Genomic DNA, 23836 nt, shown 5'->3' on the forward strand with positions numbered 1-23836 from the left:
AAGAAGGCAATGCGTTGATTTTTGGTATTGAATAGAAAAGGGTGAAAAAATTACAACGTGGCAGGATGATTTACATGAAGTGAATTTTTGTATTTCATTGTTTTAAATGAATATATTTTAATAATAATGAATTGGGAATAAATCCATTCTGCAAGTAAGAGAATTATTTGCGCACTGCATCACATTTAATCAAATTCAATCTTGTTGTGATTACTTTTGAAAACTAGAGTGGGGGTACAACATCCTGGGCATCTGTAATGAATGTTCAGCAACTTCGTCTACTGGAGATCGTTATGGAGATTCTCTACAACATCTTTACCGTCTTTTTTAATCAGGTTATGACCAACGCACCATTGCTGTTGGGTATTGTGACCTGTCTTGGTTACATCCTGCTGCGTAAAAGCGTCAGCGTTATTATTAAAGGCACGATCAAAACGATTATCGGTTTTATGTTGTTGCAGGCGGGATCTGGCATTTTGACCAGCACGTTTAAACCGGTGGTGGCGAAGATGTCCGAGGTTTACGGTATCAATGGTGCGATCTCCGATACCTATGCCTCTATGATGGCAACCATCGAACGAATGGGGGATGCCTACAGTTGGGTAGGGTACGCCGTACTGTTGGCGCTGGCGTTGAACATTTGTTACGTATTGCTACGGCGTATTACCGGTATTCGCACCATCATGCTGACCGGGCACATTATGTTCCAGCAGGCGGGCCTGATTGCCGTCTCTCTCTACATCTTTGGTTATTCCATGTGGACCACCATCATCTGCACAGCAGTGCTGGTGTCGCTCTATTGGGGCATTACCTCCAATATGATGTACAAACCGACGCAGGAAGTGACTGACGGCTGCGGTTTCTCCATCGGTCACCAGCAACAGTTCGCTTCATGGATTGCTTACAAGGTCGCGCCGTATCTGGGCAAGAAAGAGGAGAGCGTGGAAGATCTCAAACTGCCCGGCTGGCTGAATATCTTCCACGACAACATCGTTTCTACCGCGATTGTCATGACGGTATTTTTTGGTGCCATTCTGCTCTCTTTCGGCATTGATACTGTGCAGGCAATGGCGGGTAAAGTGCACTGGACGATTTACATCCTGCAAACCGGCTTTGCTTTTGCGGTGGCGATTTTCATTATCACCCAGGGCGTACGTATGTTCGTTGCTGAACTTTCAGAAGCATTCAACGGTATCTCGCAACGCCTGATTCCTGGAGCCGTACTGGCGATTGACTGCGCGGCGATTTATAGCTTCGCGCCCAATGCGGTGGTCTGGGGCTTTATGTGGGGCACCATCGGCCAGTTGATTGCGGTGGGTATCCTGGTGGGCTGCGGCTCTTCCATCCTGATTATTCCTGGCTTTATTCCAATGTTCTTTTCGAACGCCACGATCGGCGTGTTTGCTAATCACTTTGGCGGCTGGCGCGCGGCGCTCAAGATTTGCCTGGTGATGGGGATGATCGAAATCTTCGGTTGCGTCTGGGCGGTGAAGCTCACCGGTATGAGCGCCTGGATGGGCATGGCTGACTGGTCAATTCTGGCACCACCGATGATGCAGGGCTTTGCCTCCATCGGCATCGTGTTTATGGCCGTCATCATTCTGATTGCACTGGTTTATATGTTTTTCGCAGGACGCACCTTGCGCGCTGAGGAAGACGCAGAAAAACAACTGGCAGAACACTCTGCTTAATAAGGAGTTCCGATTATGACCGTACGTATTCTGGCTGTGTGTGGCAATGGGCAAGGCAGTTCCATGATCATGAAGATGAAGGTGGATCAATTTTTAACCCAGTCAAATATTGACCATACGGTGAACAGTTGCGCAGTAGGTGAGTACAAAAGTGAACTGAACGGTGCGGATATCATCATCGCCTCTACCCATATCGCCGGTGAGATTACGGTATCTGGCAATAAATATGTTGTTGGCGTACGCAACATGCTGTCTCCCGCCGATTTTGGACCGAAACTGCTGGAAGTGATCAAAGCGCATTTTCCACAGGACGTGAAGTAAGGAGGTGGAAAATGAAATTACGTGATTCGCTGGCAGACAATAATTCCATCCTTTTACAGGCCGAGGCCAGTACCTGGCAGGAAGCGGTAAAGCTTGGCGTGGAGCTGCTGGTTAAGGCTGATGTGGTTGAACCACGCTACTACCAGGCCATTCTTGATGGCGTCGAACAGTTTGGTCCGTACTTTGTGATTGCGCCCGGTCTGGCGATGCCGCATGGCCGTCCGGAGGAAGGGGTCAAGAAAACCGGTTTTGCGCTGGTGACGCTGAAAACACCGCTGGTGTTTAACCATGAAGATAACGACCCGGTCGACATACTGATAACAATGGCGGCAGTAGACGCCAACACGCATCAGGAAGTGGGCATCATGCAGATCGTGAATCTTTTTGACGACGAAGCCAATTTCGACCGTTTACGCGCCTGCCGCACCGCGCAGGAAGTGCTGGATTTAATTGATAACGCCACTGCGGCGGCTGTTTAAAAGGATACCAAAATGTCATTACCTATGTTGCAGGTTGCGCTGGATAACCAATCGATGTCTTCCGCGTATGAAACAACGCGTCTGATTGCCGAAGAGGTTGATATCATTGAGGTAGGCACGATTCTTTGCGTGGCAGAGGGGGTACGCGCCGTACGCGATCTGAAGGCGCTTTACCCGCATAAAATTGTGCTGGCTGACGCTAAAATTGCCGATGCGGGAAAAATCCTCTCTCGCATGTGTTTCGCAGCCAGCGCTGACTGGGTCACCGTCATCTGCTGTGCGGATATCAACACCACCAAGGGGGCGCTGGAGGTGGCGAAAGAATTCAACGGCGATGTGCAGATTGAACTGACCGGTTACTGGACCTGGGAGCAGGCGCTGGAGTGGCGTGACGCAGGTATTAGGCAAGTTGTATATCACCGCAGCCGTGACGCGCAGGCGGCAGGTGTGGCCTGGGGAGAGGCGGATATCAGCGCGATCAAACGCCTGTCTGATATGGGCTTTAAAGTCACCGTCACTGGCGGTCTGGCGCTGGAGGATCTGCCGCTGTTCCAGGGCATACCGATTCACGTCTTTATTGCTGGTCGCAGCATTCGCGATGCTGCCTCTCCGGTAGACGCTGCACGTCAGTTCAAACGTTCCATCGCCCAACTGTGGGGATAAGGAGCGATTATGTTGTCGAAACCAATCCCGCTCGGTATTTATGAAAAAGCGCTCCCCGGCGGGGAGTGTTGGCTGGAACGCCTGCAGTTGGCGAAGCAACTGGGCTTTGATTTTGTCGAAATGTCAGTTGATGAAACCGACGCTCGCCTGGCGCGGCTTGACTGGAACCGCGAGCAGCGACTGGCGCTAGTGGCCGCTATCGCCGATACAGGGATACGGGTACCGTCCATATGCCTGAGTGCTCATCGTCGTTTCCCGCTTGGCAGTGAAGATGATGCGGTGCGCGAACAGGGGCTGGAGATCATGCGTAAAGCCATTCAGTTTGCGCAGGATATTGGTATTCGCGTTATTCAACTAGCGGGTTACGACGTCTATTACCAGCAGGCCAATAATGAAACGCGGCGCCGGTTTCGCGATGGGCTGAAAGAGAGCGTGGAGATGGCGAGCCGTGCGCAGGTGACGCTGGCGATGGAAATCATGGATTATCCACTGATGAACTCGATCAGCAAGGCGCTGGGGTACGCCCACTATCTCAACAATCCGTGGTTCCAGCTGTATCCCGATATCGGCAATTTGTCGGCGTGGGATAACGACGTGCAGATGGAGTTGCAGGCGGGGATAGGTCACATCGTTGCCGTACACGTGAAGGATACCAAACCCGGCGTATTCAAAAATGTGCCGTTTGGTGAAGGGGTTGTTGATTTCGAACGGTGTTTTGCGACGCTCAAACAGAGCGGGTATTGCGGACCATACCTGATTGAGATGTGGAGTGAAACGTCGGACGACCCGGTACATGAAGTGGCGAAGGCGCGCGACTGGGTGAAAGCGCGTATGACCAGCGCGGGTCTATTGGAGGCGGCATTAAGCCTGGTTCCAAATCAATAGCCCGCTATCTGATGAATAAACTCGTTATACAAGGATGGTTCCGAACGTGTTTTCGCCAGGGGCAACCGCACAGGTTATGGAGCGTTAAGGCAAAAAAGCCCCCTGTTCAGGGGGCAAGTCAAACTATGGCTCTCTTTTCGTTGGACTTTCCTGGTGCTAGCGATAAATATCCGCGCTGGCGTGGATGTTGCCGTTACTACCGGGTTCCCGCATCAGGATCACGTGGTAGTACTTTGCGCCTTGCGCGTCGGTCTCTTCATTCAGAGCCTGACCTGCTTCACTTTCAGTGGCGAAGTTATGATTGATGTAAATCACGCCTAAGCTCTGCACATCATCCATGTTTCTGGCTTGCTGGTGGTCTATTTCAATGGCGGCGAGTGTATTTGCACTGAGCAACAGTCCCGCCAGAAAGGTGATAAAACGGATTCGCATACCTACCTCCTCGACAGCTGACTCTGGTGAGTGATTTCTCCTGTAAGTCGATAACGTCTGATTTAATTTTAATCGCTACTTTGTCGGTCGATAGCGACCATTTCTGATGCAGTTGTTCAAAAAATTACCGCGATCCGTTCTTTCTGAACATAAACAATCGGCTAGCCCGTTTCGCTGTGGCGAAAAATACCTGTTTTTCTGGCAAGAACTCTTACCGAATCGTCAATATCGCTACCGGCCATCGCCGCTTATAGTGAGCCGAAACATAAAGCTAACTTTATGATAATAAGGCAAAAAGATATGGATACTTCATTCATGGATTTCAGCTACTTCGCCATTATGTTTATGGTGGCGCTGATAGCGGGTTTTATTAATGTCGTTTCTGGCGGCGGGGGGTTTTTGTCGATAGGGGCGCTGTTGATCTCCGGATTGCCACCGGCCAATGCGCTGGCGACCAATAAGATTCAGGCTCTGGGCAGTTCATTGACGTCAGGGATCTACTTTCTGCGTCGTGGACATATCAACGTTCAGCAGCATAAGTATGTCTTTTTTGCGGCGTTTGTGGGTTCGGCGTTGGGGACGACGCTGATCCAGTTCATTGAGCCGGAGTTACTGAAAAAACTGTTGCCAGTGCTCATCATCGCGGTAGCGCTCTACTTTATTTTTGCCCCGAATCTCACCGAACCGAAAAAGAAGCAGCAGGTATCACTGTTTCTTTTTTCCCTGATCGGGGGAGGGTGCGTCGGTTTTTATGATGGATTCCTCGGCGCCGGGGCAGGTTCCTTTTATACCCTGAGTTATATCCTGTTGTGGGGTTACAGCATCGATAAAGCGCAAATTCACTCTAATTTCATTAATCTTGCCTCCAACATCGCCTCAATTCTGTTCTTCATTTTTGGCGGCAAGATGATCTGGTCGCTGGGACTGGTGATGTTCGTCGGGCAGGCGCTGGGCGCACGTCTGGGGGCGTCGGTGGTCCTCACGCGCGGCAAGAAAGTCATCAGGCCGATGATCGTGATTGTTTCCATCTGCATCAGCGGCAAAATGCTGTTGGATATGTATTGAGGGTATCCTGACAAATATTCCTGGAATCGCCTTGAGTTTGCGGCCTGACACCAGTATTATGACGCGTCAATTTTTCAGCCGACCTTTAACACGTTCCTTGCCTCCATGGGCCGCGGCTGACCCAGACAGGAGGCTGAATAATCCGTAAGGAGCAATTCGATGCGTCATTACGAAATCGTTTTTATGGTCCATCCTGACCAGAGCGAACAGGTTCCGGGTATGATCGAGCGTTACTCTGCTGCCATCACTGGTGCAGAAGGCAAGATCCACCGTCTGGAAGACTGGGGCCGCCGTCAGCTGGCTTACCCGATCAACAAACTGCACAAAGCTCACTACGTTCTGCTGAACGTTGAAGCGCCGCAGGAAGTGATCGATGAGCTGGAAACAACTTTCCGCTTCAACGACGCCGTTATCCGCAGCATGGTAATGCGTACTAAGCACGCTGTTACCGAAGCATCTCCGATGGTTAAAGCGAAAGACGAGCGCCGTGAGCGTCGCGATGATTTCGCAAACGAAACCGCAGATGATGCTGAAGCTGGGGATTCTGAAGAGTAATTTCTGATGACCAACCGTCTGGTGTTGTCCGGCACCGTGTGCAGGACCCCCCTTCGAAAGGTCAGTCCATCAGGAATTCCGCACTGCCAGTTCGTGCTTGAGCATCGTTCTGTGCAGGAGGAAGCCGGATTTCACCGGCAGGCGTGGTGCCAAATGCCCGTTATTGTTAGCGGACACGAAAACCAGGCCATTACTCACAGTATAACGGTCGGTAGCGCAGTGACCGTTCAGGGGTTCATCTCTTGCCACAAGGCAAAGAACGGCCTGAGCAAAATGGTTCTGCATGCCGAGCAGATTGAATTGATAGATTCTGGAGACTAGCCATATGGCACGTTATTTCCGTCGTCGCAAGTTCTGCCGTTTCACCGCGGAAGGCGTTCAAGAGATCGACTATAAAGATATCGCTACGCTGAAAAACTACATCACCGAAAGCGGTAAGATTGTCCCAAGCCGTATCACCGGTACCCGTGCAAAATACCAGCGTCAGCTGGCTCGCGCTATCAAACGCGCTCGCTACCTGTCTCTGCTGCCGTACACTGATCGTCATCAGTAATCGGTCACGGTCCATTAATACGACTTTGAGAGGATAAGGTAATGCAAGTTATTCTGCTTGATAAAGTAGCAAACCTGGGTAGCCTGGGTGATCAGGTTAACGTTAAAGCGGGCTATGCTCGTAACTTCCTGGTACCACAGGGTAAAGCTGTTCCTGCTACCAAGAAAAACGTTGAATATTTCGAAGCACGTCGCGCTGAACTGGAAGCTAAACTGGCTGACGTTCTGGCTGCTGCAAATGCACGCGCAGAGAAAATCAACGCACTGGAAACCGTTACCATCACGTCTAAAGCAGGCGACGAAGGTAAACTGTTCGGTTCCATCGGTACCCGCGACATCGCTGATGCAGTGACTGCAGCAGGCGTTGAAGTGGCTAAGAGCGAAGTTCGTCTGCCGAACGGTGTTCTGCGTACCACTGGTGAGCACGTAGTGGACTTCCAGGTTCACAGCGAAGTATTCGCTAAGCTGACCATTAACGTTGTTGCAGAATAAGTTTTTATTCTGACAATCGCGTAAGAAACGCCGGCCTCGTGTCGGCGTTTTGCTTTTCTGCTTCCCTCATTTTTCGCTCTGGCTATTCTTTATCCTTTTCGGGATAATCACTAAAAATAAAACATAATTTCAATATGGTGATGAATGGATACTCCGCACCCGCAACCTCTGTTTGCGCGTAAAAATGTCGTCTGGCTGAGCGCTGCGTTTTGTTGTTTGCTCTGGGGTAGCGCCTATCCTGCTATAAAAAGCGGCTATGAGATCTTCCAGATAGCCGCTGACGATATCCCCTCCAAAATTGTTTTCGCCGGATACCGCTTTCTGTTCGCTGGCCTGTTATTACTCCTGCTGGCGATAGCGCAACGTAAGCCGATAGGCCGCCTGAGTTCCCGCCAGTTTGGGCAACTGACGCTGTTGGGGATGACGCAGACTTCGCTGCAATACATCTTCTTTTATATCGGCCTGGCGTTCACGACCGGTGTGAAAGGGTCGATCATGAACGCCACGGGTACCTTCTTCAGCGTACTGTTGGCGCACTTCATCTACCAGAACGACAAGCTTAGCTACAACAAAACGCTGGGCTGCATACTGGGTTTTGCCGGCGTGATGGTGGTGAACTTCAACAGTGGGCTGCTGGATTTTAGTTTTACGCTGGCCGGTGATGGCTCGATAGTGCTGGCAGCATTCATTCTCTCCGCCGCGACGCTGTACGGTAAGCGACTCTCTCAGACGGTCGATCCGACGGTGATGACGGGCTACCAGCTGGGGATTGGCGGACTGGTACTGATGATCGGTGGTTATGTCTTTGGCGGCACGCTGAACGTCCACGGACTTGCATCGGTGGCGATTCTGGGTTACCTGACATTGCTCTCTTCGGTGGCGTTTGCGCTGTGGAGTATTTTGCTCAAGTACAACCGCGTGGGGATGATTGCGCCGTTTAATTTCCTGATCCCGGTCTCTGGCGCGGTGCTGTCCGCTATTTTCCTCGGCGAGAATATCCTGGAGTGGAAATATGCGATTGCACTGCTGCTGGTGTGCTCGGGGATATGGTGGGTCAATAAGATAAAGCGCTAACGCCACCAGCGAAGTTGTCGGCCGGATAAGGCAAAGCCGCCATCCGGCACTGCGCTGATATGCCTGATGGCGCTGCGCATCAGGCGACGGCAATTTGCTTTAACGAACGCGGATAAAACTGCCGTCAGGCTGACGGGTAAACAGCACCTGTTGATTGTTTCCGGTATCGATCGTCAGCCCGGTGACCACGCCATTCGCATTCTGACGAATTTGCACCATCTGCCCATTTTGCAGAGTGCTGAGCGGCTTGCCCGCGCCTTCAACCTGCGCCATCGCGTACACATCCGTTGGCGGCAGTCCGTGGTCACGGAACAGTTGCGCCATCGTTTTACCTGACTCGACGCGATAAGAACGCCACTGTTGGTCAATGCCGCTGTCTTGTTGGAAAGGCTGGGTTTGCGGTTGTTGTGTCTGAGGCTGCTCTTCCGGCTGGCCTTCCTGAATGGGTTCCGGCGCGACGGGAGCGACCTGCCCCGGATCGTTTTGCGGAGCAACAAGCTGAGCCTGAAGTTGTGCTTCGGTCGGCGGTTGAGACGGCGACTGGAGATCCAGCTGCGCGTTACGGGTTACCGGTGGTGCATCATTCGTGTCGCCTGAGGGGAGCAGGAAACCGACGACCAGTACAATCGCCGCAATGATAATGCCGCGGCGATGCATAGACGGAAGCGGATCCATAATGCGAAAATTGTCCGGTGCATGCCAGATTTTCGCCAGGGTTGGTTTTAATTCAAAGCGCCCGGGCATGGCTTTCCTCCTGCTCCGCGTCTCGTTCCTCAATCATAGAGTATAGACAGCTAACGCTATGATGTTCGTGATATTCCCTGTTTTTGGCACATATCCAGGGGGATATCCCTATTGTTTCTTTTTCGTCGTGATTTGTCATCCTCTCCGAGACAACATTTTACCGGGAGAGGCCTGGCTGTTATGCTGCCCGCTACTTTTTATATCCGATGAAGGAAATACAATGGCAACCCCGACTTTTGACACTATCGAAGCGCAAGCAAGCTACGGCATTGGTTTGCAGGTAGGACAGCAACTGAGCGAATCCGGACTGGAAGGGCTGTTGCCTGAAGCGCTGGTTGCCGGTATTGCTGACGCGCTGGAAGGCAAGCAGCCAGCTGTGCCGGTTGACGTGGTACATCGTGCGCTGCGTGAGATTCATGAACGTGCGGATGCCGTACGTCGCGAACGTTTCCAGGCGATGGCCGCGGATGGTGTGAAGTATCTGGAACAAAACCGTGAGAAAGACGGTGTGAACAGCACAGAGTCGGGTTTGCAATTCCGCGTGCTGACCCAGGGCGAGGGCGCTATTCCGGCCCGTACTGACCGCGTTCGCGTTCACTACACCGGTAAACTGATCGACGGCACCGTCTTTGACAGCTCCGTTGCGCGCGGCGAACCGGCGGAATTCCCGGTAAATGGCGTTATTCCTGGCTGGATTGAAGCCCTGACCCTGATGCCGGTTGGCTCTAAATGGGAACTGACTATTCCTCAGGAACTGGCTTACGGCGAACGTGGCGCGGGTGCATCGATCCCGCCGTTCAGCACCCTGGTGTTTGACGTAGAACTGCTGGAAATCCTGTAAGTAGTCACTTCTGTTCCCCTTCGCGCTGGAGGGGAACAGAACATACGCAATCACGCTGTTTACTCGTCAGATATCGGAATTTTATCTTGCAAATGCGTTGGTTGCGTGTATTTTTGTGAGCTAATTCGCGTTGCCAGAGTGATATGACACTCACTTTAAACATATAATTAACATAATATCTAAAACTTAGTATTCATCCCGCCGATTCTTACCTAATATCGATAAGTCCTGAAAACAGGATCGTCGCATCATTGATGCACAACAGACGCACTAAAGGCCGTAGAGCCCGCACAACACAGACAGGTACAGGAAGAATAAAACATGGTAGATCAGGTAAAAGTCGCTGCCGACGAACAGGCTCCGACTGAACAGTCGCTACGGCGCAATCTCACAAACCGACATATTCAGCTTATTGCCATCGGCGGCGCCATTGGTACGGGCCTGTTTATGGGCTCGGGTAAAACCATCAGTCTTGCCGGGCCGTCGATCATTTTTGTTTATATGATCATCGGCTTCATGCTCTTTTTCGTTATGCGTGCAATGGGAGAATTGCTGCTCTCGAATCTGGAATACAAATCTTTTAGCGACTTTGCTTCGGATCTGCTGGGACCGTGGGCAGGTTATTTTACCGGCTGGACCTACTGGTTCTGCTGGGTGGTTACCGGGATGGCGGATGTTGTCGCCATTACCGCCTACGCGCAGTTCTGGTTCCCCGGACTTTCCGACTGGGTCGCCTCTCTGGCGGTGGTGGTCCTGCTGCTGAGCCTCAACCTCGCCACGGTGAAAATGTTCGGCGAGATGGAGTTCTGGTTCGCGATGATCAAAATCGTTGCCATCGTGTCGCTGATTATTGTCGGCCTGGTGATGATTGCCATGCACTTCCAGTCGCCAACCGGCGTGGAGGCCTCGTTTGCGCATCTGTGGAATGACGGCGGCTGGTTCCCGAAAGGCATTAGCGGCTTCTTTGCCGGTTTCCAGATTGCGGTGTTCGCCTTTGTCGGGATCGAACTGGTCGGGACGACGGCTGCGGAAACCAAAGATCCGGAAAAATCCCTGCCGCGGGCCATCAACTCGATTCCAATTCGTATCATCATGTTCTACGTCTTTGCGCTGATCGTCATTATGTCCGTGACGCCGTGGAGTTCCGTGGTGCCGGATAAGAGCCCGTTCGTTGAGCTGTTCGTTCTGGTCGGTCTGCCTGCCGCCGCGAGCGTGATTAACTTCGTGGTCCTGACGTCGGCGGCGTCATCGGCCAACAGCGGTGTGTTCTCCACCAGCCGTATGCTGTTTGGTCTGGCGCAGGAAGGCGTCGCGCCAAAAGCGTTCGCTAAGCTGTCAAAGCGCGCGGTACCGGCGAAAGGGCTGACCTTCTCCTGTATCTGCCTGCTGGGCGGTGTAGTCATGCTGTATGTCAATCCGAGCGTGATTGGCGCATTCACCATGATCACCACCGTGTCGGCGATCCTGTTCATGTTCGTCTGGACCATCATCCTGTGCTCATACCTGGTGTATCGCAAACAGCGTCCACATCTGCATGAGAAGTCTATCTACAAAATGCCGCTTGGTAAGTTGATGTGCTGGGTGTGCATGGCGTTCTTCGTCTTCGTTCTGGTACTGCTGACCCTTGAAGATGATACCCGTCAGGCGCTGATCGTCACGCCGCTGTGGTTCATCGCCCTGGGGCTGGGCTGGTGGCTGATCGGTAAGAAGCGGATGGCAGGGATTCGTTAATCTGATTGCCGGATGGCGCTGCGCCTATCCGGCCTACAAAACGTCTATACGGTGAGTTCCCGTAGGCCCGGTAAGCGCTAGCGCCACCGGGCATTTTATTTACTCCCCCGCTAACGCCCGAGGAAACAACACATTATTTTCCAGGCTGATATGTTCCATCAGGTCATCAATCATCTCATTGATGCCGTTGTACATCGCTTTCCAGGTGGTGCACGCTTCTGGCGGGATCGTCACATTCTGGGTGGTGTGTTTAATCACTTCCAGCAGTTCTCCCGCGTCATCATGCTCGCTTTCCATGACGCTAATTGGTCCCATCGCCTGGCTGCCCATGCCCTGTTTGATCATCGGGAACAGGATCTGCTCCTCTTTCATCATGTGGCTTGAAAGCTCCTGATGCAGCATGGTCAGATACTTCGCCAGACCTTTCGGTACGTTGGGCTTATCGGCATGAACGCGTTCAACTTTGGTGGCCTGCAGGATCAGTTCCGGCAGTTGCTCGCGGTGTCTGTCGTGAAAGCGCACGATGATGTGGTCGATAATGTCGGCCAACGGCGCGGTGCGCCAGTCCTTCTCGATCGGCTGCTCTGCCAGTTCCGCCAGTTGCGCTTCGATGGCGTCAACATCCAGCTCTTTACGGGCGGCTGCACGCGCCAGCGTCTGTTTACCGCCACAGCAGTAATCCATATCGTACTTACGAAACAGGGCCGAAGCGCGAGGAATAGAGAGCGCCAGTTCACCTAAAGGTTGATCGCGATAAGCCATAGCCGTTACCTCATTCTCAATAATATAAAGTGCATTTTAAATGCAACTTTAATCGGGCGCTATAACCCTTTCGGGGGGGACGGATTAATGGCCTGGCTCTGAAAGCGGAATGACGCGTGGTTTTTCCGGTTTTGCTCTGACAGCCACCACCACGCCGATAACCAGCAAGGCGATACCGCTGAGGGTCAGCGCAGGGGGAAGAGTCTGGCGTAAGATGAAGGTATACAGTAAACCCGCCAGCGTTTCGAACACGATCAACGGGCCGAGGATCACCGTCGGTAACCGCTGGCTGGCGATGTTCCAGCACAGCGCACCCACCCATGAGCACAACACCGCAATCGCCACCATCAGGCCGACAAACACAGCCGGTCGCGGGCCGAACGGCAGGGAGAAGTCGGGCATTTTCCCGTGCAGCCAGAGGCAGGCGACGAGGTAGCCGAGCAGCGACACAGGTAACGTCACCAGCGCCTGCGCCGTCGCCCACATCATCGGATGCTTATCCGGATTCTCCCGCAGCCAGCGGGCATTGCGCAGCGCGTACCAGGCCCAGCACACCACCGACACCAGCGCCAGCGCAATACCGGAACCGTAACGCCAGCCGCTGAAATCAGGCAAACCCTGGTTGAGTTCCGCAATGTTCACACACAGCAGCCCGATACCAATCAGCACCAGTGCGGGAGCCAGTCGTCGCCAGGAGAGTCTGCCGTCGCGATGACTGTACAGCAGGTTGGCAAATACCGGAATGACGACCGGCAGCGTGGCGATGATCATCGTTGAGACCGGCGCCCCGGTACGCTGAATGGCGCTGGCAAGGCAGACGTAATAAATCAGATTGCCCATCATGGTCAGCCCCAGCGCGGTTAGCCAGTCTTTTGGTGAAAGCTGTCGCAGGCGCACGCGTCCGAGCCACGCCAGCGGCAGGGCTATCAGGCCTAACGCCAGATAGCGCCCCATCGACTGCAGCACCGCCGGATATTCCGGCACGATCAACGGCCCGACAAAAATCAGTCCCCACATCAACCCTGCCAGCAGGGCATACAACACACCGCTAATCATTCTTCACATCCACAGCGTTAAACATGACGAAAAGTGTAGGCAGGGAACTGGGGCGCGTATTGTATGAGCTTGCGCATTAGCGCGAATAAACCTGCTTTTGATAGCGTACGGGAGTAATGCCATAGCGATGGGTAAAGGCGCGGGTGAGGTGGGACTGATCGGTCAGGCCGGTCGCGGCGGCAACATCCGCAGCGGGCATGCCGAGAGTCAGAAATCCTTTCGCTCGCCACAGGCGGATTGCCATCAGCATCTGATGCGGCGTCACGTGGAAATGGGCTTTGAACTGGCGTTGAAAATGCCAGGGACTTAGCGAGGCAACGCGTGCCAGTTCGTCGAGGGTTATCGGACGCATGTAGTTGTCATGCAAATAGTCGCGTACGCGCGCAAAGCGATGGGTGCCTTCCTGCGATACCGGGGCATGGCGCGCCAGCGGCTGGAAGGTATCGATCAGATCCAACAACAACCCTTTTTGCGCTAAGGGATCGTCGGTGTGCCACAGGCCGTGGATTAGCGAACAGATCTGACGTGAGCGGAGGGGATCGTGACGCGTGACGTCATGAAACCACCAGTGACGGATGCCGGTTACCTCTTCAAGCAGATCGGGCTCCAGATAGATCATCCGGTAGCGCCAGCCGTCGGCGGTTTCGGCTTCGCCGGTATGTAACTCATCCGGATTCATCGTCACGACCGAGTGAGCTGGGGCAACGTACTGCGTGCCGCGATAGCGAAAACGCTCGGCTCCGGCTTCTATCGCGCCAATGCCGAACGCTTCGTGGGTGTGCGGTTCAAAGGCGTAGCGTGAAATATGCGCGTGATACAGCTCAACGCCCGGTACCTGTGCCAGATGGCGAAAGCGGGCACTGTCTTTTTCATCGCTAAACTGCTCAGGTACACCTTGCACGTTTTCTCTCCCCACGCATCATCCTGTCATTATCAGAGAGGATGCATGGGGATGCCACCATAATTAACCGATTTTTAACACTTAAAGAATGCCTTTGACGCTTTCGGCCAGGGGAGTGGTTGGGCGACCGATCAACTTGCTCAGCGTGTGGCTGTCATCGAACAAACCGCCTTTGGATGCCCCGGTATCCGAATCGGCCAGCATATCCGCCAGACCCGCAGGCAAACCGACCCCTTTCAGCGCAGCGGCGAAATCGGCTTCGCTCAGGTTCTGATAGACGACAGGTTTGCCGCTCTGTTTACTCAGTTCTGCGGCCAGTTGGCTCAGCGTCCAGGATTCATCACCCGCCAGTTCATACACCTTCCCGGCATGACCTTCGGTGCTGATCACCTGTGCGGCGGCAGCGGCGTAATCTGCGCGCGTCGCACAGGCAATTTTGCCCTCGCCCGCAGCGCCGATAAACACGCCATGCTCCAGCGCAGCAGGGGCGCTCGCAAGATAGTTTTCGGTATACCAACCGTTACGCAGCAGCGCGTGGGCAATACCGGAGTCTGCCAGCATCTTCTCGGTTTCAATGTGTTCGACGTGCAGGCCCAGCGGAGAACGGTCGGCATGCAACAGGCTGGTGTAGGCGATAAATTTTACGTTCGCCGCCTTCGCTGCATTAATGACATTGCGGTGCTGAGCGGCACGCTGCCCCACTTCGCTGGAAGAAATCAGCAGCAGCTTATCCACTCCCTGCAATGCCCGGGTGAATGCGGTTTCATCGCTGTAATCCGCCTGACGTACGGTGATTCCCTGTTGGCTTAATGCGGTGGCCTTTGCCGGATTGCGAACTATCGCCACAATCTGGCTGGCAGGAACGGTTTTCAGCAGATTCTCAATAACGTGTTGGCCCAGTTGGCCCGTTGCGCCGGTAATGGCAATCATGAGGTGACTCCTTAATGTGTCGCTTGTGTTTTATAAAGCTAGCACTTAAACTTACTTTTAGTAAGTACGCACAAAAAGGTAAGTATAAAATGAGTGCATCGACCCTTTCTCAACAACTTCGTGACGGCAATTTGTTTGCCGAGCAGTGTCCGTCGCGTGAAGTGTTAAAGCATGTGACGAGCCGCTGGGGCGTGTTGATTCTGGTGGCGCTACGTGACGGTACTCACCGTTTCAGCGATCTGCGCCGTAAAATGGGCGGCGTGAGCGAGAAGATGTTGGCGCAGTCGTTGCAGGCGCTGGAGCAGGATGGGTTTATCAACCGGGTATCGTATCCGGTTGTGCCGCCGCACGTGGAGTACAGTCTGACTCCGTTGGGTGAGCAGGTTAGCGACAAAGTCGCCGCCCTGGCGGACTGGATTGAATTAAATTTGCCACAGGTGTTAGCGCAGCGGGAAGAGCGGGCGGCATAAAATGTTGCCGGATGGCGGTATGCCATCCGGCATTGACGTTACTTGCTTAAATCCAACTGATAAATCGCAAAACCGATATCATCGGTGGTGACGTGCTGCATGGGGTATTGACCTTTTTCTTTAATAAACGCGGCGGCTTTATCACTCGGTGACGTTTCGAAGCGGATATCCAGCTTCGTCTCGCTGTGAATCGGTGCCAGACGCCAGTTGTTATCGGCAGCCGGATGAATTTCCCCGGCACGTTTAGATTCCGCGCCAATCCATGCCGCCAGCACCGAGCGGTTCTCGTCCGGTGACGCAAAGGCAATATGAGTGTCACCGGTTCCGGCAAACTTACCGCCATAGGCGCGATAGTTATTGGTGGCGACCAGGAAGGTGGCGTTAGGATCAATAGGCTTGCCGTTGAAGGTCAGATTTTTAATCCTTTCCGCTGCCGGATTTACCGTCTGGCATTCGCCGTCATAACGTGCGGGCTGCGAGACATCAATCTGGTATTCCACACCATCAATGACATCAAAGTTATAGGTGCGGAAACCATCCCAGTTAATGAGTGACTGCGGCTTGCTGCTGGTGCTGTCTATTTGATTAAACTGTCCGGCTGAGCACTCAAGCCACTCTTTCACCTCTTTGCCGCTGGCCTTTACAACCACCAGCGTGTTCGGGTACAGATAGAGATCGGCGGCATTCCGGAAGGTTAGCTGGCCTTTCTCGACCTCGACAAAACTGGCCGGATCGTTCTTGCGCCCGCCGACTTTAAACGGCGCAGCAGCGGAAAGCACCGGTAGTTTCGCCAGGTCCGGGTCGCCCTGAATGAAGTGTTCGACATAGGCTTTCTGCGCGTTATTGACTACCTGAACGGTCGGATCGTCCTGCACCAGCGCCAGATAGCTGTACATATTATCGGCGGATTTGCCGATCGGCTTACTGACAAATTCACGGGTCGCGTCGTGGTCGGCTTTCAGAATATCCACCAGTTTGCTGTCTTCGCCAGCCAGTGATTTTTTCGCAGCCGCGTCGTAAATTGGCCGCGCTTCGGCTTTGGCCTGCGTCACCTGCCATTTGCCGCTGTCATTATTGAGCACCAAATCCACCACGCCCAGATGGTCTCCCCACATGCCAGGCATCACCGCCGGTACACCGTTCAGCGTCCCTTTCGCGATATCGGCACCTTTGATGCTGGCAAAGTCTTTACCGGGGAAGACCGCGTGGGCATGACCAAACATGATCGCGTCCACGCCGGGCACGTCACTGAGATAATAAACGGAGTTCTCAGCCATGCTCTGGTAGGGGTCTGCTGAGAGCCCTGAGTGCGCAATCACCACCACCACATCGGCGCCTTTTTCGCGCATTTCCGGGACATACTGGCGCGCGGTGGCGGTAATGTCGTTAACCGTCACTTTACCGCTCAGGTTCGCTTTATCCCAGGTCATGATCTGCGGAGGGACAAACCCGATATAGCCAATGTTCAGCTTCTGTTTGCGGCCATCCTGATCGACGACGTCAGTCTCTTTAATAAGATAGGGAGTAAACAACGGCTTTTGCGTCTTAACATCGATAATATTGGCGTTAACGTAGGGGAACTTCGCGCCAGCCAGCGCCTTTTGCAGATACTCCAGCCCGTAATTAAACTCATGGTTACCGAGATTACCCACAGCATAATCCAGCGTATTTAGCGCCTTGTAGACCGGATGGATATCACCGTCCTTCAACCCTTTGGCCGCCATATAGTCGCCCAGCGGGCTGCCCTGAATCAGATCGCCGTTATCGACCAGCACGCTATTTTTCGCTTCACTGCGCGCGGCGTTAATCAGGCTTGCGGTACGTACCAGTCCGAATTTTTCGGTTGCGGTATCTTTGTAATAATCGAAATCCATCATGTTGCTATGTAAATCAGTGGTTTCCATTATCCGCAGATCGACGGTCGCGGCATTCACGCTGGCCGCGATCAGCGTGGCCAAAACCGTTGCACTAAACTTAATCATCAGGGGGCATCCTTTTCAGATCTAAGCCACAAAAGAAAATGTATATAAATCTTCTTGCTTACAGAACTGTGAATCATGCATCAGTTTAGCAAGCAAAACCGCAGACACTATCACAGTTGGCGGATTCGCCTCTGATCGGGTATAAGTAAAACAATGAGTTAACGCCACGGCCACAAACGAGGTGGAGAATGTTAGAACACGTATGCCAGCTTGCACGGAACGCGGGCGATGCCATTATGCAGGTCTATGATGGAGTCAAACCGATGGAGATTGCCAGCAAGCAGGACGATTCTCCGGTAACCGCGGCAGATATTGCTGCACATGCAGTGATTCTCGAAGGCTTAACGCAGCTGACGCCAGAAATTCCGGTACTCTCCGAAGAGGATCCGCCGGCCTGGGAAGTGCGTCAGCACTGGCAGCGTTACTGGTTAGTCGACCCGCTGGACGGCACCAAAGAGTTCATTAAACGCAACGGCGAGTTCACCGTGAACATTGCGCTTATCGAGAAGGGTAAGCCGGTACTGGGTGTGGTCTACGCTCCGGTTATGAAAGTGATGTACAGCGCGGCAGAAGGTAAAGCCTGGAAAGAAGAGTGCAACGTGCGCAAGCAAATACAGGTACGCGACGCGCGCCCGCCGCTGGTGGTCATTAGCCGCTCCCATGCAGACAATGAACTGAAAGAATACTTACAGCAGCTGGGTGAACACCAGACGACGTCGATTGGTTCGTCGCTGAAGTTCTGTCTGGTCGCGGAGGGGCAGGCGCAACTGTATCCCCGCTTTGGGCCGACCAACGTCTGGGACACGGCGGCAGGCCACGCCGTCGCCGCCGCCGCCGGGGCGCACGTTCACGACTGGCAGGGTAAGCCGCTGGACTACACCCCGCGTGAATCGTTCCTTAACCCCGGCTTCCGGGTCTCTATTTATTAAGCAACTTATGCAGCAGGGCAATCACCTGCTGCACTTCTTCCTGGGTTAGCGCTCCGTCCTTCGCCCACTGTACGCGACCGTCTTTGTCGAGTACTGCGATAGCTGAACTCTCTTCATCCAGTTGCCAGGCTTTACGGGCCACACCGTCACTGTCGACAATGAACTGCGACCACGGGTAAAGCTTCTTATTGCTCTCAAGACTGCTGCGCACAAACATACCGGAGCCAGGAATCGCGTCGTCAGTGTTGACGATCGTCGTGGTCTGATAAACGTCATGGGGCAGTTTTGCCGCTTTGATCGCTTCAATCAGCGTCGCATTTTTTTCTTTAGCAGAGGTGCGTCCGGCGATGTGCTGAAGGATTCGCACTTTCCCGGGCAACTGTGCGCTGTTCCAGCTTTTATAGCTGAACTTATCATTTTCAAGAATCAATTCGCCGCGATCGGCAATGCCTACCGGCGGGACGCGCTGGCCCGTTTCGAAGCGATGTGCGGAGGCCATCATCGGCACTAACAGGCACGCCAGCGCCAGAATCTTACGTAAGGTCATGGTGTTTCCTTCTTATTGTTTGCAGGTGATCCGACCACTTAGGTCTGATTTTTAATCATATGTGCGAATGATGCTTTTTCCCGCAAGAGCGATGCCAGTTTGCGGACGGGCGCACAAATCCTGCGAAAAACGAAGGCTTATACTGAGGACAGCACCGTGATTCAGAGATGATTCTGATTAACTGTAATGGAAAGGTAAATAAACTTATACGCGCTGGAAACATCGTACAGATAGTCTATAGTCAAATGGCATTAAATTTTGCGCCTTAGAACGGTTGGACCGATTGTGGTACCACAAGGGCGTGACTTAAGCAGGAGATAACAATGAAAATTTTCCAACGGTACAACCCACTGCAAGTGGCGAAGTACGTGAAGATCCTGTTTCGTGGACGGTTATATATCAAGGACGTTGGCGCTTTTGAGTTTGATAAGGGTAAGATTCTTATCCCAAAAGTGAAGGATAAACAGCATCTGTCTGTGATGTCCGAAGTCAACCGTCAGGTTCTGCGTCTGCAAACTGAGATGGCTTAACCAAAGTGCTATGCAGTAGTTTAAAAAACGGCTCCCACTGGGAGCCGTTGATGTTTCTGAAGCAAGCCTGACAGGCGCAAACTACGCTTTAACGTCTTCCCTGGCGTCCGGCAGTTTCGGTACCAGTATGCTCGGTTTACTGTCAAGACGGGTCACCAGCAACTGATCGATACGGTAGTTATCAATATCCACCACTTCAAATTTGTAGCCAGAGAACTTCACGGAATCGGTACGTTTCGGGATTTTACGCAGCATGAACATCATAAAGCCGCCAATCGTCTCGTAGTTGCCCGACTGCGGGAATTCATCGATATCCAGCACGCGCATCACGTCATCGATCGGCGTACCGCCGTCGATCAGCCAGGAGTTTTCGTCGCGGGCCACAATCTGCTCTTCCAGCCCCTGACCGACCAGATCGCCCATCAGCGTAGTCATGACGTCATTCAGGGTGATGATACCCACGACCAGCGCGTACTCGTTCATGATTACCGCAAAGTCTTCACCGGCCGTTTTGAAACTTTCCAGTGCTTCTGAAAGGGTCAGCGTATCTGGAACAATCAGGGTGTTACGGATCTGCACACCGCTGTTCAGCGCCATGCTCTGATTCGCCAGGACGCGATTCAGTAAATCTTTCGAGTCGACATAACCAATGATGTGGTCAATGTCTTCGTTACAGACGAGGAACTTGGAGTGCGGATGTTCCGCCACTTTATTCTTCAGGCTCTGTTCGTCTTCATGCAGATCGAACCAGATCACGTTTTCACGCGGCGTCATGGATGATGGTACGGTACGTGATTCCAGCTCGAAGACGTTCTCAATCAGTTCATGTTCCTGTTTACGTAACACGCCTGCGAGCGCGCCAGCTTCCACCACGGCATAAATATCATCTGATGTGATGTCATCTTTGCGCACCATCGGCAGCTTGAAGATGCGAAAGATCACGTTCGCTAACCCGTTGAAGAACCACACCAGCGGCGTGAAAACAAACAGACAGAAGCGCATCGGGTTGATGATACGCAAAGCCACAGCTTCTGGCGCAATCATACCGATGCGTTTCGGGGTTAAGTCCGCGAAGAGGATAAACATACCGGTGACCAGCGAGAAGGAGAGAATAAAACTCAACTGCTCAGAGAGTTCTGGCGATATGTAGCGAGAGAATAAGGTATTGAAGGCCGGGGAAAATGCGGCGTCGCCCACGATACCGCCAAGAATAGCGACCGCGTTCAGACCGATTTGCACTACCGTGAAGAACATCCCAGGGTTTTCCTGCATTTTCAACACGCGTTGCGCATTGAGATTGCCTTCATCGGCCAGCAGTTTGAGCTTAATTTTACGTGAAGCGGCAAGTGAGATCTCGGATATCGAGAAGAACGCACTCACAGCGATCAGGCAAAGAATAATAAAAATACTGTTTAACATATCTTATCTAACCGTATCGGTCAGATCCTCGGAAGGGAAGTTGATAAATCCATGTGGTAAAGCTTAATGAAAACCGGCTCGTAGAGGTGAGCCGGTAAGTTCAGGGGCTAGTATAGCGTAAGGGACTGTAAAGCCGCCAGAGGCTTAATTTTCAGCGGTAGCCGTTCGACGCTTATCGCGTGCGCCAGGCGCGGCATCCCAGATTTCATCGTAGGCGAAACCGGTGAGTGACTTAATGACGGCCCGGGTCTCTTCGTCGCAGTCTTCACATTCACCGCCGAGTTTGCGGCGCGCCACTTCTTTGATCAGGATTTTGTGCGTCTTTTGCGTCAGCTTAAACCGGAACGTGGTGTAAAAACTGATAGCCAGCAGGGCAGCAGTCGCAAATATCATCAGGCCAATAATGGCATGCAGCGCGCTGATGGGCTGCGAACCGCCGCCTTTGACAAAGCCGCTCTCTTCCAGCACCACGCCAATCAACATAATCGCCAGCGCGACGGTGCTTTTGCGGGTCAGCACCATCACCCCGGCAAAAATGCCTTCCCGACGCTGGCGGGTGACGATTTCATCCACATCCGGAATAAAGCTATAGATGTTCCACGGGATGTAATACAACCCGGCTTTTGCCAGACCAAACAGGACAAATATCGCGGAAAAGAGCAGGGCCGGTAGCTGGATATCACCCAGATAAAGGGTAAAAAGACAGGCCAGGACGAAGAAAATGCAGCCATAGGAGAGGCGCAGCGCCGCAGACGGTGTCATGTTGAGCTTATTCATTAACATCATAAAGCCGAATGTGCCAGGGACTGAAACAAACGCCGCGATACTTAACAGTCCGGAAACCGTGGCCGCATCCTGTTTTAATCCATAGATCACGTAATAAGTGAAAACGGAACCAAAGACATCCAGAGCGGTAAATGAACAAATATAGATAATAATATGCTGGCGAAAAATACGCAGTTTAAAGGCGGAAAAAAGATCCACCACCAAATACTTCAGGTGGTTAAATAAGCCAGAGCTGCGCTGTGTGTCCGGCGTGAATTCATATTCTTCCCGCACATCTTTTGCTTCCCAGGTCGTTGCCCAGGTGGTGAATACGGCGACACAATAAATAATCGCAAACACGAGTCCGGTCAAAGTATAGGTCAATGAATTATCTTTACCCGTATATTGCATAATAATGCCGGGTACGGAAACGGCTAAAAAACCGCCCAGTTGTGAACACATCATGCGTACGCCAGAGAGGCGAGTACGTTCGCTGAAGCGGTTGGTCATCTCCGCCGACAGCGTCTCCCAGGGCACCAGCACCATCGCGGACAGCAGTTCGATGGAAAGATACGTTCCCAGGTAATACCAGTAGCTCATGTCGGTAATCCACACCAGCGCGTAGAGAAACATGAGCGGAGCACTGATTAATAAAAAGAAACGACGACGACCAAATTTTTTCCCCAGCCAGGTGTTGCCGAAGTTATCAGTAATATAACCCATCACCGGGCTTAATATTGCATCGATGATACGTGCAATAGCAAATATAGAACCGGCTTCCAGTACAGACAGTCCACAATAGGTGGTGTAAAAAAATAACAGCCAGGTGCCAATAACTGCAAATGCACCGCCGCCAAATAAATCGGTTACGCCGTAGCCAATCGCTACGCCGTAACCTACTCTGCGTTCAGTAGGTTTCGCCATATAATTATTCCTTTAGTATCACTTGATTGCCGGATGTGCCTTATCCGGCCTGGATTCACTTTCCGCGGATTTATTTCTCCAGGTTTATCCAGGTACGTAATTGCGACGAACGATAAATGGCATCGACGATCTGCAATGATTTAGCGGCTTCGTGAATGCTGCATACGCTCCCGGCGGTGGGATGGTGTAGGGCGTCATAGAACTGACGGATCGCTTCGTGATGGCCGACGCCCCAGTAGCTTTTGCCGCTGCCGTCAGGGGCCGCGTCGCTTGCCAGCTTTTGTCGGGTCTCTGCGTGGATACGCCACAGCTCGCTCCCCTCAAGAAGCAAAGTGCCTTTTTCGCCGTGAATTTCCAGCTGTAGCGGTGAGTTGGCGGTGTGGCAGTTGCTGGCATAAAACAGTCCACGCGCACCGTTGCGAAAGGCAAAGGTTGCCATTGCGCTGTCTTCACCGTCGATGGTACCGGCAAGCCAGGTGTTGTCGACCACTCCCTTGACACGCGTCACGCCTTCGGCAAACCATTGCATCAGATCGAGCGTGTGGATCGCCTGGTTGATGAGCAGACAACCGCCTTCGGTGGCTGCTTTTCCCCGCCAGGGACTGGCGGTGTAATAACTGCCGCCGCGCGACCAGGTCAGCACCGCTTTAATCGTGAGCATCTTGCCGATCGCCCCCTCCTGCAACTGGTGCTTAATGGCGAGACTGGTGGGATTGAACCGGTTCTGATAGCAGATCCCAAGCTTGCCCCGCGCATGGGCGAGGGCTGTTTCGACTTCGGCCACGTCCAGCGTGTGCATCACTGCTGGTTTTTCGCAAAGTACATGTTTCCCTGCCGCCAGTGCGGCAAGAATCATCGGTTTATGCAGATAGTGCGGCGTGCAAATGTGCACCACGTCGATCGTGTCATCCCAGAGCATTTCGCGGTAGTCATGATAAAAATGGCAATCATAAAGCGCCGCCAGTTGACGTCCTTTGTTGATGTCCGTTTCGGCAATCGCGCGCAGCCTGACGTTGGGCAACTGCTGTAGCGCCTCCGCGTGGATGGCATGGATAGCCCCCCCGCCGATAATGGCGGCATTCACTGTGTTCATGGC

The 23836-nt window shown here is 52.8% G+C and carries 27 protein-coding genes; 16 read left to right on the plus strand and 11 right to left on the minus strand.

The annotated features are described in order from the left end of the window. Nucleotides 1–293 precede the first annotated feature (293 nt). From ulaA to I6L53_RS02425, 5 genes are read left to right on the plus strand one after another with little or no spacing between them, the layout of a single operon-like run. On the plus strand, nucleotides 294–1691 hold the full coding sequence (gene ulaA, locus I6L53_RS02405; RefSeq protein WP_094465763.1) for a PTS ascorbate transporter subunit IIC: 1398 nt from the start codon (nucleotides 294–296) through the stop codon (nucleotides 1689–1691). Between the two features lie 15 nt (nucleotides 1692–1706). Further along, the gene (gene ulaB / locus I6L53_RS02410; protein ID WP_006686329.1) at nucleotides 1707–2012 is read left to right on the plus strand and encodes a PTS ascorbate transporter subunit IIB; all 306 of its coding nucleotides are present in this window, start codon (nucleotides 1707–1709) and stop codon (nucleotides 2010–2012) included. Nucleotides 2013–2023: 11 nt separating this feature from the next. After that, the gene (ulaC, locus tag I6L53_RS02415; protein ID WP_042321519.1) at nucleotides 2024–2491 is read left to right on the plus strand and encodes a PTS ascorbate transporter subunit IIA; all 468 of its coding nucleotides are present in this window, start codon (nucleotides 2024–2026) and stop codon (nucleotides 2489–2491) included. Nucleotides 2492–2503: 12 nt separating this feature from the next. Next, nucleotides 2504–3154 (plus strand): 3-keto-L-gulonate-6-phosphate decarboxylase UlaD, encoded by a 651-nt coding sequence (locus tag I6L53_RS02420; RefSeq protein WP_042321521.1) that lies wholly within the window; start codon nucleotides 2504–2506, stop codon nucleotides 3152–3154. Between the two features lie 9 nt (nucleotides 3155–3163). Then, nucleotides 3164–4039 carry an L-ribulose-5-phosphate 3-epimerase gene (locus I6L53_RS02425; protein WP_042321523.1) on the plus strand — a complete coding sequence of 292 codons (876 nt, stop codon included), beginning with the start codon at nucleotides 3164–3166 and terminating at the stop codon, nucleotides 4037–4039. Between the two features lie 156 nt (nucleotides 4040–4195). Here I6L53_RS02425 and yjfY read toward each other — a convergent pair whose 3' ends face one another. After that, entirely contained in the window at nucleotides 4196–4471 is a 276-nt protein-coding gene (gene yjfY, locus I6L53_RS02430) for a DUF1471 family protein YjfY (RefSeq protein ID WP_042321525.1), read from the minus strand. Between the two features lie 300 nt (nucleotides 4472–4771). On the opposite strand from yjfY, the gene I6L53_RS02435 reads away from it, so the two are divergent. The 6 genes from I6L53_RS02435 to I6L53_RS02460 all read left to right on the plus strand — a co-directional run bounded on the left by I6L53_RS02435 (nucleotide 4772) and on the right by I6L53_RS02460 (nucleotide 8209). After that, nucleotides 4772–5536: a TSUP family transporter gene (locus I6L53_RS02435; RefSeq protein ID WP_042321527.1), complete on the plus strand. Its 765-nt coding sequence runs from the start codon at nucleotides 4772–4774 to the stop codon at nucleotides 5534–5536. A 159-nt stretch (nucleotides 5537–5695) separates the two neighbouring features. After that, nucleotides 5696–6091, plus strand: coding sequence for a 30S ribosomal protein S6 (gene rpsF, locus I6L53_RS02440; RefSeq protein WP_042321529.1), 396 nt, complete (start codon nucleotides 5696–5698; stop codon nucleotides 6089–6091). Between the two features lie 6 nt (nucleotides 6092–6097). Further along, nucleotides 6098–6412, plus strand: coding sequence for a primosomal replication protein N (gene priB / locus I6L53_RS02445; protein WP_042321531.1), 315 nt, complete (start codon nucleotides 6098–6100; stop codon nucleotides 6410–6412). Nucleotides 6413–6416: 4 nt separating this feature from the next. Then, nucleotides 6417–6644 (plus strand): 30S ribosomal protein S18, encoded by a 228-nt coding sequence (rpsR, locus tag I6L53_RS02450; protein WP_000135199.1) that lies wholly within the window; start codon nucleotides 6417–6419, stop codon nucleotides 6642–6644. A gap of 41 nt (nucleotides 6645–6685) precedes the next feature. Then, nucleotides 6686–7135: a 50S ribosomal protein L9 gene (gene rplI / locus I6L53_RS02455; RefSeq protein WP_042321534.1), complete on the plus strand. Its 450-nt coding sequence runs from the start codon at nucleotides 6686–6688 to the stop codon at nucleotides 7133–7135. Between the two features lie 144 nt (nucleotides 7136–7279). Next, nucleotides 7280–8209 (plus strand): DMT family transporter, encoded by a 930-nt coding sequence (locus I6L53_RS02460; protein WP_042321536.1) that lies wholly within the window; start codon nucleotides 7280–7282, stop codon nucleotides 8207–8209. A gap of 99 nt (nucleotides 8210–8308) precedes the next feature. Here I6L53_RS02460 and I6L53_RS02465 read toward each other — a convergent pair whose 3' ends face one another. Further along, nucleotides 8309–8953, minus strand: coding sequence for an OapA family protein (locus tag I6L53_RS02465; protein ID WP_042321538.1), 645 nt, complete (start codon nucleotides 8951–8953; stop codon nucleotides 8309–8311). Between the two features lie 220 nt (nucleotides 8954–9173). On the opposite strand from I6L53_RS02465, the gene fklB reads away from it, so the two are divergent. After that, nucleotides 9174–9794, plus strand: a complete 621-nt coding sequence (gene fklB / locus I6L53_RS02470; RefSeq protein ID WP_042321539.1) for a BamJ family beta-barrel-assembly machinery protein — start codon at nucleotides 9174–9176, stop codon at nucleotides 9792–9794. Between the two features lie 321 nt (nucleotides 9795–10115). Further along, nucleotides 10116–11525, plus strand: a complete 1410-nt coding sequence (cycA, locus tag I6L53_RS02475) for a D-serine/D-alanine/glycine transporter (protein WP_042321541.1) — start codon at nucleotides 10116–10118, stop codon at nucleotides 11523–11525. Nucleotides 11526–11624: 99 nt separating this feature from the next. Here the strand turns inward: cycA and ytfE are convergent, their stop codons facing one another. The 4 genes from ytfE to I6L53_RS02495 all read right to left on the minus strand — a co-directional run bounded on the left by ytfE (nucleotide 11625) and on the right by I6L53_RS02495 (nucleotide 15174). Next, entirely contained in the window at nucleotides 11625–12287 is a 663-nt protein-coding gene (gene ytfE, locus I6L53_RS02480; protein WP_042321544.1) for an iron-sulfur cluster repair protein YtfE, read from the minus strand. A gap of 84 nt (nucleotides 12288–12371) precedes the next feature. Beyond that, nucleotides 12372–13343 carry a DMT family transporter gene (locus I6L53_RS02485; RefSeq protein ID WP_042321546.1) on the minus strand — a complete coding sequence of 324 codons (972 nt, stop codon included), beginning with the start codon at nucleotides 13341–13343 and terminating at the stop codon, nucleotides 12372–12374. A 76-nt stretch (nucleotides 13344–13419) separates the two neighbouring features. Continuing rightward, a complete protein-coding gene (locus I6L53_RS02490; RefSeq protein WP_042322693.1) occupies nucleotides 13420–14244 on the minus strand; it encodes an AraC family transcriptional regulator in 825 nt (274 codons plus the stop codon). Nucleotides 14245–14325: 81 nt separating this feature from the next. Then, nucleotides 14326–15174 carry an SDR family oxidoreductase gene (locus tag I6L53_RS02495; protein WP_042321548.1) on the minus strand — a complete coding sequence of 283 codons (849 nt, stop codon included), beginning with the start codon at nucleotides 15172–15174 and terminating at the stop codon, nucleotides 14326–14328. An 89-nt stretch (nucleotides 15175–15263) separates the two neighbouring features. On the opposite strand from I6L53_RS02495, the gene I6L53_RS02500 reads away from it, so the two are divergent. After that, entirely contained in the window at nucleotides 15264–15644 is a 381-nt protein-coding gene (locus I6L53_RS02500) for a winged helix-turn-helix transcriptional regulator (protein WP_042321550.1), read from the plus strand. A gap of 38 nt (nucleotides 15645–15682) precedes the next feature. Here I6L53_RS02500 and cpdB read toward each other — a convergent pair whose 3' ends face one another. Continuing rightward, entirely contained in the window at nucleotides 15683–17626 is a 1944-nt protein-coding gene (gene cpdB / locus I6L53_RS02505; RefSeq protein ID WP_042321554.1) for a 2',3'-cyclic-nucleotide 2'-phosphodiesterase, read from the minus strand. 188 nt (nucleotides 17627–17814) lie between these two features. Here cpdB and cysQ point away from each other — a divergent pair, with 188 nt between their 5' ends. Beyond that, nucleotides 17815–18555: a 3'(2'),5'-bisphosphate nucleotidase CysQ gene (gene cysQ / locus I6L53_RS02510; protein ID WP_042321557.1), complete on the plus strand. Its 741-nt coding sequence runs from the start codon at nucleotides 17815–17817 to the stop codon at nucleotides 18553–18555. Here the strand turns inward: cysQ and I6L53_RS02515 are convergent. Continuing rightward, a complete protein-coding gene (locus I6L53_RS02515) occupies nucleotides 18545–19102 on the minus strand; it encodes a YtfJ family protein (protein ID WP_042321559.1) in 558 nt (185 codons plus the stop codon). The two genes, cysQ and I6L53_RS02515, sit on opposite strands and share 11 nt — an antisense overlap. 323 nt (nucleotides 19103–19425) lie before the next feature. Between I6L53_RS02515 and I6L53_RS02520 the strand changes: the two genes are divergently transcribed. Next, nucleotides 19426–19632, plus strand: coding sequence for a DUF1107 domain-containing protein (locus I6L53_RS02520; protein WP_004857160.1), 207 nt, complete (start codon nucleotides 19426–19428; stop codon nucleotides 19630–19632). A gap of 81 nt (nucleotides 19633–19713) precedes the next feature. Here the strand turns inward: I6L53_RS02520 and paeA are convergent, their stop codons facing one another. From paeA to I6L53_RS02535, 3 genes are all read right to left on the minus strand, one after another. Then, a complete protein-coding gene (paeA, locus tag I6L53_RS02525) occupies nucleotides 19714–21051 on the minus strand; it encodes a polyamine export protein PaeA (RefSeq protein ID WP_042321561.1) in 1338 nt (445 codons plus the stop codon). Between the two features lie 144 nt (nucleotides 21052–21195). Beyond that, nucleotides 21196–22740 carry an MFS transporter gene (locus tag I6L53_RS02530; RefSeq protein WP_042321563.1) on the minus strand — a complete coding sequence of 515 codons (1545 nt, stop codon included), beginning with the start codon at nucleotides 22738–22740 and terminating at the stop codon, nucleotides 21196–21198. Between the two features lie 70 nt (nucleotides 22741–22810). Continuing rightward, complete coding sequence (locus I6L53_RS02535) at nucleotides 22811–23833, minus strand: Gfo/Idh/MocA family protein (RefSeq protein WP_042322695.1); 1023 nt, start codon at nucleotides 23831–23833, stop codon at nucleotides 22811–22813. Nucleotides 23834–23836: the final 3 nt, after the last annotated feature.

The sequence above is a fragment of the Citrobacter farmeri genome, assembly GCF_019048065.1.
GTDB classification, from domain to species: Bacteria; Pseudomonadota; Gammaproteobacteria; order Enterobacterales; family Enterobacteriaceae; genus Citrobacter_A; species Citrobacter_A farmeri.